Annotated in this window: 8 protein-coding genes; 2 read left to right on the top strand and 6 right to left on the bottom strand. The window is 56.7% G+C overall.

Going from position 1 to position 14,480, the window contains the following annotated elements:
- Nucleotides 1–74 precede the first annotated feature (74 nt).
- Entirely contained in the window at nucleotides 75–1,199 is a 1,125-nt protein-coding gene (gene dprA / locus AB1L30_RS12760) for a DNA-processing protein DprA (protein ID WP_367013806.1), read from the top strand.
- A 3-nt stretch (nucleotides 1,200–1,202) separates the two neighbouring features.
- Here dprA and AB1L30_RS12765 read toward each other — a convergent pair whose 3' ends face one another.
- The 6 genes from AB1L30_RS12765 to AB1L30_RS12790 form a co-directional block, all read right to left on the bottom strand.
- Nucleotides 1,203–1,811, bottom strand: a complete 609-nt coding sequence (locus AB1L30_RS12765) for an SOS response-associated peptidase (RefSeq protein WP_367013807.1) — start codon at nucleotides 1,809–1,811, stop codon at nucleotides 1,203–1,205.
- An 88-nt stretch (nucleotides 1,812–1,899) separates the two neighbouring features.
- A complete protein-coding gene (locus AB1L30_RS12770; protein ID WP_367013808.1) occupies nucleotides 1,900–3,195 on the bottom strand; it encodes a DUF1501 domain-containing protein in 1,296 nt (431 codons plus the stop codon).
- A gap of 58 nt (nucleotides 3,196–3,253) precedes the next feature.
- Nucleotides 3,254–6,967, bottom strand: a complete 3,714-nt coding sequence (locus AB1L30_RS12775) for a DUF1553 domain-containing protein (RefSeq protein ID WP_367013809.1) — start codon at nucleotides 6,965–6,967, stop codon at nucleotides 3,254–3,256.
- A gap of 482 nt (nucleotides 6,968–7,449) precedes the next feature.
- A complete protein-coding gene (locus AB1L30_RS12780; protein WP_367013810.1) occupies nucleotides 7,450–8,811 on the bottom strand; it encodes a sigma-54 dependent transcriptional regulator in 1,362 nt (453 codons plus the stop codon).
- Between the two features lie 4 nt (nucleotides 8,812–8,815).
- Nucleotides 8,816–9,988 (bottom strand): ATP-binding protein, encoded by a 1,173-nt coding sequence (locus AB1L30_RS12785; protein WP_367014097.1) that lies wholly within the window; start codon nucleotides 9,986–9,988, stop codon nucleotides 8,816–8,818.
- Nucleotides 9,989–10,304: 316 nt separating this feature from the next.
- Nucleotides 10,305–10,970 carry a carbonic anhydrase gene (locus AB1L30_RS12790; protein ID WP_367013811.1) on the bottom strand — a complete coding sequence of 222 codons (666 nt, stop codon included), beginning with the start codon at nucleotides 10,968–10,970 and terminating at the stop codon, nucleotides 10,305–10,307.
- Nucleotides 10,971–11,304: 334 nt separating this feature from the next.
- On the opposite strand from AB1L30_RS12790, the gene AB1L30_RS12795 reads away from it, so the two are divergent.
- Complete coding sequence (locus tag AB1L30_RS12795) at nucleotides 11,305–14,391, top strand: DUF2309 domain-containing protein (RefSeq protein WP_367013812.1); 3,087 nt, start codon at nucleotides 11,305–11,307, stop codon at nucleotides 14,389–14,391.
- The last annotated feature ends 89 nt before the right edge of the window (nucleotides 14,392–14,480 follow it).

The raw sequence follows: 14,480 nt of genomic DNA on the forward strand, positions 1-14,480 counted from the left end.
TCGACATTCTCGAGTAGGCCCCCCTACAATAGCGGAGCAATTCTCCCTATTCAGAGGTGTCGGCCAGAATGACGATGTCGGACGTTGATCGTGAAGAAGATCCTGAGTTTCAAGCGGCCATTCGGTTAGCACTCAGCTCCGGAATTGGACCTGCGAAGGTTCAGGCCCTCGAAGCCTATTTCGGGTCGCTCGCTGCCGCACTTCAGGCAACCGCTCGGCAATTGCAGGAAGTCTCCGGCATTGGACCAAAGGTTGCAAAGACGATCGTCGAAGCCAACACGCTCGATATCGAGCGCGAACTCGATCATTGTCGCGACTTTGGGATTCAAATCCTGACCCGCTCCGATGAAGCCTTTCCTGGCCTGCTTCGCGAAATCGTCGATCCTCCGACGCTGCTATTCGTTCGGGGAGAGTTTCTCGCCAGCGATGAACTAGCGGTCGCCATCGTCGGCACGCGACATGCCACGCATTACGGTAAGAAGCAAGCCGAACGCTTTGGCTACGAACTTGCGAAGGCAGGCTTCACGGTTGTGAGTGGTCTGGCTAGAGGTATCGACGCGGCTGCCCATCGCGGAGCCATCAAGGCCGGGGGCCGCACGATCGCATTTCTCGGGGGCGGGGTCTCGAAGATCTATCCGCCGGAGCACGTTGACCTGGCCGAGGAAGTTTCGCAAAGCGGGGCGATCGTCAGCGAGGCAGCTCCCCTGGTCAGCCCAATTGCAGGTGCTTTCCCGCAGCGAAACCGATTGATCACCGGCATGAGCTTAGGCGTCGTGATCATCGAAGCGGCACTACGAAGTGGAGCGTTGATTTCCGCTCGCATGGCCATGGAGCAAAATCGCGAGGTGTTCGCGATCCCAGGACAAATCGACAATCCGGTTGCCCGCGGTGTGAATAGCCTGATCCGCGATGGCGCGACGCTGGTTCAATCGGTGGACGATGTGCTGGAACAACTTGGCCCACTCCGAAAACCGCTGAAGGTCTCGGAAACGCAGACGGTTCTTGCACCTGCCGAACTACAGCTCAACGATCAAGAGCAAACGGTCCTGCAGCATATCGACCTGGCACCGATGTCACTCGATGCGCTCGTGGCCCGGTCGCAATTGCCGGTTCACCGGGTGTTGTCGACCCTCTCGATCCTTGAAATGAAACGCCTCATCGTAAGAACCAGCGGGACGACCATTCAGCGAACCGCCTAGCGATCACGACTCGGCAGGCTGCGTCGACATCGTTTCGCCTGGGATCGGCTCGAATAACCGTTCCAGCGGCTGACGATCGTGGATATCGGGACTAAGCCACTGCCGGATCTTGTCGTCGTCATCCAGAATCACCGGCATGCGATGATGGACCTTCTCAACGCAGCTATTGGGGGCGGTGGTCAGAATTGTGCAGCTCAGATGCTCTTCGCCATCAATCTGGCAGCGATCCCACAGACCTGCCATGGCAAAGTAGTTGGCCTGCTTCAACTGAAAGTCGAGATCCTTCTCGAAGAACGACGTCGCCGGGATCAAACAACGCTGGGTCTTGAAGGCTTTGCGAAACGATGGCTTTTCGTGCGCCGTCTCGCTCTTGGCATTGAAGCAGGAACGAGCCGTCGCTTTCCAGGTCTTCTTACCAGGCTTCCACCAGAAAGGAACCAGCCCCCACGACATCACCGTGACAACGCGGCCCTCGCTCGTATCGAGTACGACCGGAACGTCCGCCAGCGGAAACAGCGTCTTCTGAGCGGGGTCGAATGGTTTTTGAATTTCGGCGCCGAACCACGACGCGATTTCGGTCGAAGTGGCACGGATGTTGTATCGATGGCACATAGGATCGCCTGCAAACTTGGATTCACGACTGCTCCTTATTATGGAGCAGCCGATCGTTGCAGGCGAGATCCCCCGGCCGAAACCAGCTCTAGGTGAACAGCGCCGCGATCGGATTGCCATTGTCCGTTATCGGAACCGGACGATCGCCATCGTAGAGCGACTTGGCGTAATCGATGCCCAGCGAGGCGTGAATCGTTGCGAAGAAGTCGGGCACCGAAACGGGGTTTTCGACGATCTTCTTAGAAAGTTCGTCGGTCACGCCATACGCACCGCAGTGATTCAATCCGCCGCCAGCCAGCACACAAGTAAAGGCCGAACCTTGATGCCCTCGACCGCCGCCGCTATCGAATTCTGGCGGACGACCAAACTCGGTGGTAATGACAATCAACGTCTTGTCGAGCATCTTCCGAGCTTCCAGATCGACAATCAAAGCTGACATTGCCGTGTCGAGCTCTTGGATCAACTTATGCTGCTCGAGGATGCCGCCGTTATGCACATCCCAGCCGGCACCATTCAGGAAGTTCAAATTGTGCGAGACCTCGATGAACCGCACGCCTCGTTCGCAGAGCCGACGGGCCAGCAAGCAGCGTTGTCCGAACTCGCCTCCGTACGACTCCCGCAGGTCGGCCGATTCGCGCTCGAGTTCAAAGCTGCTCATAAACTCCGGACCGCTGAGTTTCAGACTTAAGTCAATGGTCGATTCATAATCCTTGATGCGGGCCTGTTTCGCTTCCGGCTGCATTCCGCGAAGCTCGGAAAGAAAACGTTCGCGGCGTAGCTTGCGTTTGTCGGTAATCCCTTCCGGCGACGAAAGACCTGCAGGGCCTCGTCCCGTTTCGGTCAGATACAAATAGCTGTGCTGGGCCCCGAGGAACCCTGGCCCGCGCGTGGCGTTGGGGTAGCCGATCAACACGTAAGCCGGGACGTCGTCCGATGCGGCGCCCCGCTCGTGAGCGACGATCGAACCGATGGAAGGATAAACGACCGTCCCGCTGACCGGGCGGCCGATGTGCATCCAGTTGGTAGCGGCCGCATGTTCGTCGATCACCGAATGATTCACCGTGCGAACAGCCGTCACGCGATCCATGAGCGGGGCCAGCTTCGACAGGTGTTCGCACACTTCGACATCGCTAACGGCGGTCGGGATCGGATTGTAATAACCGCCTGGCTTCTTGGCCTTCGGATCCCCTTTGCGTTTGGGATCGAACGTATCTATTTGCCCCATCCCCCCGCCGAGCCAAATCGAGATCACATGTTCGGCTTGTCCCTTCAGTGGAGCCGAGTGGGGCATGCCTTGGGCCATCGAAGTTGCCATGGCCGTAGCAGCGGATGCTGCCAGGAACTGTCGTCGATTTACGCCGGAGTTCGAGGGAAAAATGCTCATGGTGACTCAAAAGGTTGGGGTAACGTGGTGACGGGAAGGCGAGGATCAGCGAACGAGCTTACGGCATCCAGACGAACTCGCGGAGATTCACAACACTCCAGACGAAGTCTTCGTACGTCTCGCGCCATTCCGGCTGCAGTCGCGGATCGACCGGTGGGCCACTCCGTGCACGCCGGGCATGTTCCTGCTGAATCGTATTCGCTTCCGATTTCAAGTGGTTCGACCAGGTAACCTGGGGCAAACGCTCAAGCGGCTTCACAGGCTGAATCTTGTCTTTTGGAACCAGTCGCTGGTCGAATCCCTCTCGCAAGGCATCCGCGAAGAAGGTCTTCTCTTCCGTGGTCGGCATCCGGCTGAGGAACCTCAGGAATACCGACTCGACCACTGCCTCCGGCGACTTGGCCTCGACAGCGAGATCGGCCAAGGCACTCTCGTGTGAGGCCCGCGTCAGCCATATCGTCATCGTGCCGTTGGCGATCACTGCCGGTTGCAGAACGTTCGGTTCGGATTCGCGATCGGTACGAGGGATCTGACGTTCGGCCGACCAACCGAAGGCGACTAGCACGTCGTCGATCACAGCGGCATAAGGTAGCGTCAGGCTTGGACGATCGCGTTCGTTCGACAAGCTGACCATCATCCACGCACGCTTCACTTCACCTAAATTGTTGCGGTTGCTGGCCGGGCGGCGACCGTCCGGATCGAGTGTCATCGTTTCGATCTCAATCTCTTTACCGGCCGCGGCAAAGAACGAATCGACAACCTGTTCGCCGGTCATGCGGCGACGTTCCGGAGCGTTAAACAAGCGGCGGGTTGGATCGACATCCTTCTGGTTGCCGATCGCTGCCTGCTGGTAAAGTCGCGAGTTCATGATCACGCTGGTCGTGTGTTTCACACTGTAATCGTGGGCGATGAAATCTTTCGCCAGCCATTCCAGCAGCTCGGGATGGCTTGGCTGGGTCCCTTCCCAGTCGTGCGGTGGCTCGACGATGCCAGCGCCGATGAGGCGTCGCCAGATTCGATTCACGACGATCTTTGCGAAACGTTGGTTTTCAGGCGCGGTAACGAGGGTTGCGAGTCGTTCACGCGTGTCCTTTTCGTTTTCCATGTAACGAGCGAGGGCCTCGTTATCTTCAATGCCGGTCTCTTTCGCAAACGGCCATTTCGGCTGGACGGCTTGCCCTGGCTTCAGGGTGACTTCAATCAACGCCTGACGGTCCTTGTTCTCGAAGAACGCCGCCGGCACCGAGCTGGTCTTCGGCACCGACATTGGCTTGCGTGCGAACATGGCAGCCAACGCGTAAAGGTCTTCTTGCGTCGTGCTGTGATAGGGAGAGTCGTGGCAACGAGCACATTGCAGTTCAATTCCCAGGAAGGCATTCGCGACGACATGTCCCTTGGCGGCAAACGGCGAATCGTTCTGCGCTGCCATCGAGAACCCAGCGCTGCCGCCGTCGTACGAACTGCCACGCATCATCATCAGCTCGGTCACCATGCGGTCGAGCGATTTGTCGTCTCGCAGGGCATCCAGCAGGAACCAGCGGAAGGGGCCACTCGCATTCAGCGTGGCATTGATCAGGGTGGGATTCTCGGCCAGAACATCTTGCCAGTAGCTGATCCAGTGATCGGCCCAGCGAGGATCTTCCAGCAGGCGGTCAATCAGTTGGGCTCGCTTGTCGGAAGAAGTATCTGCGAGGAATGCGCGGACTTCCGCTTCCGTAGGGATGACGCCCACCGTGTCGAGATAGGCTCGTCGAATGAATTGAGCGTCGGTAATGTTCGGTGCCAGGTCGGTTTCATCCGCTGACAGCGGCAACTCGGGCCACTCGGCCCCGGCGTTGATCCAGTCCTCGAGCGTCTTGATTTGCTTTTCGCTGAGCGGCTTGCCGGTGGGGGGCATCCGCATGTCGGCGTCTTCATGTTGGATGCGGACCATCAGTTCGCTCGCCTCGGCGTCGCCTGGCTCAATGGCAGGGCCTGAGAAGCCACCGGCAACGGCCATGTCGCGCGAATTCAATTGAAGTCCGCCTGAGTCTTTCTCGCCATGGCAACGAAAACACTCCGATCGTAAAATTGGGAGCACTTCGGAGTGGAACTTCTTGGCGGCATCGGGAGACGTCCCTTGTACAGCCTCTTTCGCTTCCGCGATTCGCTGAGTCAGGAAGGCGTCGATCGGATTCGCCGTGCCTTCTGTTCTCGGGACTGGTGGGGCAGGGTTGTGTTGCACCCACTTTCGCCCCAATTCGTGACGGCGACTCCAGAAGTCTTCTCGCGAAGCAGCGGCCGCACGGCGATTGTCGTCATCGAACTGGGTCAATGCACCTTCGATACGGGCGAGGGCACCCTCGAATGCTTCGTCCGTCAATGGAAGGGGGGCATCGACCGCTTGGGCTGGGCCCAGCACGTGATATTGCTGGCCATCGGCCGAAAGCTTCGCCACGGTGAACTCGCCTGGCTCAGGGCGGAATTTCTTTCCGCCTGCCGTGGTTTCGACCACGACCCGATAAACACCACGCTCGGGCGCTTGGAAGGTTCCGGTGGACTCATGCAGACGATGTTCTTTAATGCGGTGCCCTGGCAGCGGCGGCTCGGCCACCGGCGTAATCGGTTCTTCACCACTCGGCGATCCTTGTAGGGCGCCTGTTTTGGCAACCTGTTTTCCATCGACCCACAAGCGAGTGAGGCCCCGGGCACGGAGCAGGAAGGTTTGTTCACCTTCGTCCAGGGCCACGTCGGCCGCCATGCGCACCAGGACCGGAGCTTTCCAGCTGTCGCGGATGCCCCAGCTATCGTAACGAACTGGCATCCGAGGCGTCAGGAACTCGTTCGTTTCCCACCGCATCACTTCTTTGGGATAGGTCTCGTCGAAGTCGAGCCAGCGATTATGTGCGTCCAATCCTTCGTGAAATGTGACCGTCACACGATCGCTTGGCAGATCACCAATTTTTGGCATGGCTTCGGGCAGAGGCTCAGGCTTGGGGGCATCGCCCACCCGGCGAAATCGCGACTTCAGCGTTTCTTCATCAAGTGTCACACGGTGCAACGCAACAGCGTCGAGGTAACCTCGAAACGAGTTCGATGCGCTGCCCCCCATCGACGAACCAATCCAAACACTGTCGTCGTCGACGACAGGAGCTTCCGTTGTCGGTCCACCCATGTCCCAGTTACCGGGGATGCTTTGGCCATCAACCCAGCCACGGATGCTTTCAGGATTGCCGAACTCGTATGTAACGGCGATATGGTGCCAGCCTGTTCGCGGAATGAAGCCATCGCTAGTGGTCCAGCGGTGCCAAGGTGTGCCGGCGCCATTGCGTGGTGTTGCAAACAGAAAACTAACGCACGCGGTCCCCTTAACGCCTCGCAGACGCAACGCCCAATTTTGATTGTCCGGGGCAAATTCCGGACTGCCGGTGCGTCCTTTCCCAAGGATGTAGAGGTTCTCACCATCTTTCAAGTCACGCGCGTTCACCCAGGCTTCGATCGTGATCTGATCACCGTTGGTGAAGTCGAAAGGACTGAGTGCCCCAGGATCGGCATACGAGAAATAGGCACCTCGACCATCGAATTTTACTGCCGTGTTGCCGTTATCGAAGTCTGGATAGACCGGTGGCCGGGGGCCTGGCACATCGCGGTGCACGCCACCATGGGCAATCAACGGAGTTTCTTCTTCGGCACCAAACTCCCAAAAAACGACAGGTTCGTTCGCCGTTGCATCGGCACAAAACCAGCAGCTGGAAGCGGTTAGGAACAGAAGGAGAATACGAAGCGATTTCATCAGGTCCACCTATCAAGAGAAGCCAGGACCGGTGTGTTGGTGGTCCATGGCTACCGTGTACTTCAGGAGGGAAGTGATGCCCCGCTTAGAGGCGTCAGGAAGGAGTCTTAAATATCCATAGAATTTTTGCTTCCGTCAAGCAAAGTTCGCTAAGAGAAGAGATGCCGTGCACCTCAGTGGTGGGGCATCTCGCTGCGATTGCAATCACCCTTCCAACTGACTCACGAACGCCACCGACGTTCCCCTGCCTTATTCGCCACTGGAAGCCATTGGTTTGGGCGATGCCTTGACTGGCGTATTGGGGAACGATTGCCACGCCGCAGACGGTTCATCGCCTCAATTGCAAGGCGTGCTACGACTGGTTGGCTACGACATGGAAAGAGACTTCGTCGGCTTGGGCCGGTGTTCCCAACAAATCAGCGTTTTTTCGGCATCCTCGCAATTCACCTTCGGGAAAAACTGCGAACGCCCTTGGGAATTGGCTAGTGCAGCCCGTAGCGACTCATTTTGTATTGCAACGTACGAACGCTGATTCCCAAGACTTTCGCGGTTTTCTCACGGTGAAAATCGTTGGCCGCAAGAGAAATCAAAATAGCTTCCTTCTCAGCCGACTCCGTAACGTCGGCCAATGAGCGTACTTCACTGGCGGCAGCGTTTCTAACGACCGCGGTTAGCTCTGCGGGCAAATGCTTCGCTCTTATCTTTTCGCTGTCCACCGTGACGACCAGGCGTTCGATTACATTTCGAAGCTGACGTACATTGCCCGGCCAATTCGCCGAGACGAGCACTTGCAATGCCTCATGGTCTATCGACTTGGGCGCTCGATGGTGTCGGACACAAAAATGATTCAAAAAGTGGTCCACCAAGAGAACGATATCGTCGCGGCGTTGCCGTAAGGGAGGGACTTCGATGGGGATGATATTGAGACGGTAATAAAGATCCTCTCGGAAAACGCCATCTTCGACCAGCTGCGGAATGTCTCTGTTGGTCGCCGAAACGATGCGAGCGTCCGAGAGAAGCGTCTCCTCGCCTCCCACTCGGGTGAACTGTCCCGTCTCGAGCACGCGGAGCAAATCGACCTGGCTCTTCATCGGTATTTCGGTAATCTCGTCGAGGAACAGCGTCCCTCGCATCGATTGCTCAAAGCAGCCTGGTTTCTGGCGAGAGGCCCCTGTGAAGGCACCCTTTTCGTGCCCAAACAACTCACTTTCCAGTAAGTTCACCGGTAACGCGCCGAGGTTGACCGGAATGAATGGAAACGAAGAACGTTTGCTTAGATCGTGCAGGGCCCTGGCGATGAGTTCTTTTCCCGTACCGCTTTCGCCATGAATCAGCACGGTCGCGTCCGTATCAGCAACCTGGCGAATTTGTGACAGCACATTATTGAGTGCGTGGCAATTGCCGATGATGTTGGGCAACTCGCCGGCAACCGCCAGCCGATCTTTCAGGAAACGGTTTTCGGTCTGCAACCGATGATGCTCTACTGCTTTGGCGACCTGCTGACGGATCAAGTTCAGGTCAACCGGCTTGGTAATAAAATCAAACGCACCGCGGCGCATCGCGTCGACCGCCATCTCGACCGTTCCATGGGCGGTAATCATGATCATCGTCGTATTGGGTGCGCGCTGCTGGATCAGCGACAACAGTTCCAGGCCATCTCGATCCCCAGGCAATCGAACGTCGGCGATGACGATTTGGAAACTCTCCGTATCGAACTTGTCGAGCGCCTCGTTGACGCCGCTGGCCGTATCGATCAGGTCGACTTCTTTTTCCAGCCCTTTGGCCAACCCCGACCTTATGTTGGGCTCATCGTCGACAATCAAGATGCGAAAGGCTTCTTCCATGACGCTAGTCCGCAAAAATCGCCGCTTGTTGAATTGGTAACGTCATTACAAAGGTCGTTCCCTCTTTGTTGCTCAAAAAATCAAGGCTGCCATTGTGTTGCCGGACGATCTTGTCGCAGAGGGCAAGCCCCAAACCGGTTCCTTCGCTCTTGGTCGTAAAGTAGGCGTCGAACACCTGACTGCGAAGGTCCTCTGGAATTCCGCTGCCTGTATCCGCGATTTCGATACGCACCGAGTCGGCAGTTGCAGTCACGGCGATGGTAAGTTCGCCTCCGTTGGGCATGGCTTGCATCGCGTTGACGAACAGGTTCAGCAAAGCCTGTTCCAAACGAACCAGATCGGCCGTGATATTCGGCAAGGGAGATTCCGGACGAACGAATCTGACGTCAATCCCTTGTTGATTTGCCTGAGGTACCGCAAGATCGACTTGTCGCTGAATTAGCCTGGCGAGATCGACCTCCTCGAGCCGCAGGTTTTCCATCGAAGCAAAATCCCGGAACCCCTCCAAGACTCCCCCAATTCGCGTCATTTCCGCCTTGATGACCGCCAACATTTGCTGCACTTCCTCGGATACCTGGCTCTCCTCGAGTTGCTCCTCCAGCAGTTGAACATGGAGCGACAGCGCTGCAAGCGGATTTCGGATTTCGTGGTGGAGCCCGACCGCCAGAGATCCCAGTCCCATATAGCGTTCCATCCGTCGCATCCGCTCTTCCAGGAGAATGCGTTCCGTTACGTCACGCAGCTGCAAGACTTTGCCGATCTGCTTTCCCTCAAAGTCGTTCAAGGATTGGCAAGTCGCGCGGACGGTTCTCCCGTCGGCGTCGATATGAAAATCTCTGGTCAAAGAAGAAGGCTTTTTGGCCTGCCAATCGGCCAGGAACTGGTCAAGCGCCAAGTCAGCGGAAAGCTCCTTCACCGGCTTGTCGATACAATCGAGTTTGGCTCCGAGCAACTCCATGCCGTGACGATTGATGCTGGTGACAATACCGTTTCGGTTCGTCGTGATTACCGCTTGATCGACGCTGCTGAGGATATGTCCCGCCAGGGCCTTGATGTCCCGAAGCGACTCCTGGGAAGACCGATAGGCGCGCGAAAGCAAAACGAGCGCCAACCCCGTCGCGATAAGATTCAGCACGACGAGGATCGAAAGCCGGAACTGCCACCCCAGTTCGACCACCAATTCTTTCGCGGTCGCTGTCGAGTCACGGGGCAGTTTTCGCGTCAGTTCCTCGACGATGTCTTGTTCCCGCAAGAAGTCGGACATCGTCCAGATAGTGATGGCCAGAGCAGCCAAACTCAGTAGCAGTAACCCGGCGATAGAAAGTCGGTACCCGTTACCGGTACCGACAGATTGGGTACGAAACATAGAAACAAGTAAATAAAAGCCGCCTCAAGGCGGCTACTCCCACGATGCGTTTAAATTGCCTGATTATCGATACGAAGGGCGTGCTGCAGGAATACCACGCCGACGATCAGTTTGGCTTCGCTAATGCTTAGATCGGCGGAAGCGTACGTTGGGTCTCACTCAACGGCGACGCCACGTCTCGGAGAGGCAAAAACTGATTCTGATCCGGATCGAATGTGAATACGTCCCCCGTCTCGAATTTGTAGACCCATCCATGCAGTTTCAGGTCGCCTCGACCAACGGCGGCCGCGACGGCGGGGTGGGTTTTCAAGCTCTCGAGCTGCACCAGGACGTTCTCTTCGACTGTCAACGTCAATCGCTTGGCAGGATCGGTCAGGTGAGAGTAGTTTTCCTCGACGATGCGACGCGTCGCTTCCGCATGTTGCAGGTAGGCGCGAACCGCCGGCATGCTTTCGACCGATTCTGGAGTCAACAGGCCGGCCATCGCTCCGCAGTGAGAATGTCCACATACAATAATATCACGGACTTTTAACGCAGAAACCGCATATTCAATCGTCGCCGCCTCGCCGCCAAGTACTGCCCCATAGGGAGGGATAATGTTGCCAGCGGTACGCTGAATGAATAGCTCGCCCGGCTTTGTCTGGGTTAGACGATTAGGGTCAATGCGCGAGTCAGAGCAGGTAATAAATAACGCCAGTGGGTGCTGGCCGTCGACAAGGGTTTCGAACAGCTTCTTGTCTTGGCTGAATTGTTCGCGTTGAAAGCGATGGATCCCCTGAACTAGTTGCTGCATCGATCGATTCCTCGGTTCAAAACGTCTGGGCGTGCAAGATTTTGCATCTGACATGCAAGAACTTGCATCATTTGCATCTCCAGATTCTATCGACCGAGGGTTGAGTTGACTGCCTCACTTGCAGATTTTCGCAAACAAAACTTTCGGCCTCACCCCCGTTTTTCTATCGTTCGTATTGAGCCAAACATCGTGACAACGGCTGGGCAGCTTTATCGGTATAATAATTGCGACAGAAAGTACCAATCGAAACGCGACCCCGCCTCCCCATTAGCGGCATGGATCGCCAAAACGCGCTGTTTCGCCTGCATGTTATTAGACTAGGGCCGATCCAACTTTGGAACGCACCACTGATTCTTTGACCAAGACGGTCTCCGACGATTCCGGACCGGAGGCGATACGTAAGTTGGTGGAGCACGCTGCCCACCTCTTACCATCGCAAGGGCCGATCGAGGTCTTTGTTCATCACAATACGCTTCATGCATTCGAGGATCTCCCGTTTCACGAAGCTGTGAAGCTGGGGTTGGCTCGCTATGGCGCCCAGCCTTATTTGCTGGAACAAGAATATCGCCAGCTATTTCGGAAAGGTCGGATCACAGATGAAGATCTCCTGGCCGTCCTGAAAGAAGACCTTGGACAGCAGGATCAGGAGAGAATCAACGGTCTGGGAACGCGCCGGCAAATTCGCCTAGCGATGCTTCGCCATCCTGTTCACGTTGGTCCCAACGCCGAGCTGAAGTGGATTGTGGCAGAGACCGACGCGCTTGAGCGGTTTCATTCAGAAGTCCCCCAGGACCTTCGCGAGCGAGTCGTAGGCGGTGCAAAAGAGTGGCTTCGCAGTCGTCAGGCAACGGAACGCTCAACCTCGGCGGACTTGGACGGGCTTTTGGTGAAGTTCGGCCGAAAATATGAGGAATGGGGGGAAAACGCCTGGGAAGCGTTTTCCTTGCACCTGTTGTGGCGTATCTGCCGCATTGGAATTCAGTCCACGCCACCTCGCACCGCATCTGTTCGTTACGTGCGTCCACGCGATCTGTTACTGAAGGCATTCGGGGACGACATCGACCAAGACGTGCATGACCTGCTCATCCGATTTTGCGCGGCTTACGTCGATCAGGGCTATTCCGACTGGGAACTCCCCAAGCGGGACAAGGGCTTTTACGAAGCGTTTTTGACGCTCTATACCCAATCAAATTGGTGTGCCGACCGCTGGACGCGTGGGCTTTCCCTGGAACTGCGTCGGTTGCAAACTTCTGGGGTAACGCCAGAAGCATCGATTGAAGAATCGATCCGCGACTTGGGCGTGCCCGACGACGATCGCGACGAATTCGTAACCCAGACACTGCTTGGCCTACGGGGCTGGGCCGGAATGATCTGGCAGTTGGAATCGGGTGCCGGTCCGGTCGTCCACTCGATCCCATCAGGCTCTCTGCTCGGGCTGGTGGCCATCCAGTTGATTCTTGAGCGTTTTGCGATCGTTAACGTTGGGTTCGACAAAACCGGTCGGCGCAGCGGCGCTCGGGAAGTAATGCAGTTCGCTCAGAGGAAGCTGTCGGAACAACGCCCCCTTAACATTGAACGCCGAGCATTTCTCTTGTTTCAGGCCGCCCAAACGCTTGGTTGGCAACCACAGCAATTACTCGCGCTCTCCAATGATCAGTGGAAAGAACTGGATGCGGAAGCCGAAGCTTTTTCGGCCATCGAGCGCCGTCGGATATACCACGAGGCGTTCGAGCGAAAATACCGGCGCGAGGCGTTGGACGCGTTCATTTCGCACACGCAATCTTTCGACGAGATCTCGGCCAGGCGAAAGCCACATCGTCCTGACTTTCAAGTCCTGACATGTATCGACGATCGGGAAGAGTCGTTTCGACGTCACCTGGAAGAAACGCATCCGGCTTGCGAAACGTTTGGCGCCGCAGGATTTTTCGCAGTGGCGATCTACTATCGTGGGGCGGCCGACAGCTTTTACCAACCGCTATGTCCCAACGTGATCACTCCGCGGCACTATGTTCAGGAGGACGTCGGCTATACGTTCGAGGGAATGCATCTGGAACGGGCAGAGTTAAGGCGACGCTTGGGCCTGGCGAGCCATGCCTTTCATATGCGCAGTCGGACGTTCTTGGGAGGCATCTTTACCGGCATCATCGGTTCGCTGGCGACGGCCCCGCTAGTAGCGAGCGTCCTTTTTCCGCATCTGACGGCCAGGATTCGCAAACAGTTGGGGAGCTTGGTTCAACCTCCTCCGGTGACGACACTCCAATTGGAACGCTATCAAGAGGAGCCTGGCCCCGAGAATGGTCATGTTGGATTCTCTTGCGAGGAAATGGCGAGCGTCGTTGTACGTTTGTTGCAGGATATCGGCGTAACCAAACCAGACGCATTTTCTCGCTTGTTCGTTGTCTGCGGACATGGCTCCTCGAGCCTCAATAATCCCCACGAGTCGGCCTATTGCTGTGGAGCATGTGCAGGAAAACGGGGCGGTCCGAACGCGAGAGCATTCGCCAAGATGGCCAACGACTGGCGCGTGCGTGCCTTGGTGAAGCAGGCAGGCGTCTCGATTCCGGATGATACGGTATTCGTTGGCGCCTACCACAATACGTGCGACGATTCGGTGGTCTTTTTTGATTTGGACTCGCTGCCACCGTCGCATCATGACGACTTCGAGGCGGCTCGCGAGGCCATCGAAGAGGCACGCCGTCGCAACGCCCACGAACGTTGTCGACGGTTCGACTCTGCCCCTCTGACCATCTCGCCGCAAGAGGCCGTTCGGCATGTTGAAGCCCGAGCCCAGGACATTTCCCAAGCTCGACCAGAATACAATCACGCCACGAACGCGCTTTGCGTTGTGGGACGACGCGATTGGTCGCGGGGCCTATTTCTCGATCGGCGGTCCTTCCTGACGTCGTACGATCCGGCCCAAGACGACGACCGGCATTCGATTCTCGCCCGCATCCTGGCCGCGGCGATACCAGTTTGCGCGGGGATCAACCTCGAGTACTACTTCTCACGAGTCGATCATGCGGTCTACGGTTCTGGATCGAAGTTGCCGCACAACATCGTATCTCTATTAGGAGTGATGGAAGGGACGGCGAGCGACTTGAGAACCGGTCTCTATCAACAAATGGTGGAGATTCACGAGCCGCTCAGAATACTGTTTGTAATTGAATCAACTCCCGAGGCCTTACTTTCCATCATGCAGGACAACCCGACCATCGGCCGGCTTTGCCGCGGCGATTGGATCCATCTCGCCGTGATGCAACCAGCGGATTCAACGGTGCAAGTTTTCAGAAATGGCCAGTTTGAACCATATGAGTTCAGCGGCGCCGCACCTCGTACGGCATCCTTCTCGCGGGATTGCTATCGTGGCTCCCGCGACAACCTGCCGTTCTTCTCGATCTCGGCGACAGAGGAGCGGCAATGATGGTCGAGCCGATCCTACATGCCCTGGGAGACGTTGTCGTTGGAAGCCCCGTAGTCTTATTAACAGCCCTCGGTCTACCGCTCTTAATT

The organism is Bremerella sp. JC817 (assembly GCF_040718835.1).
Taxonomy (GTDB): domain Bacteria; phylum Planctomycetota; class Planctomycetia; order Pirellulales; family Pirellulaceae; genus Bremerella.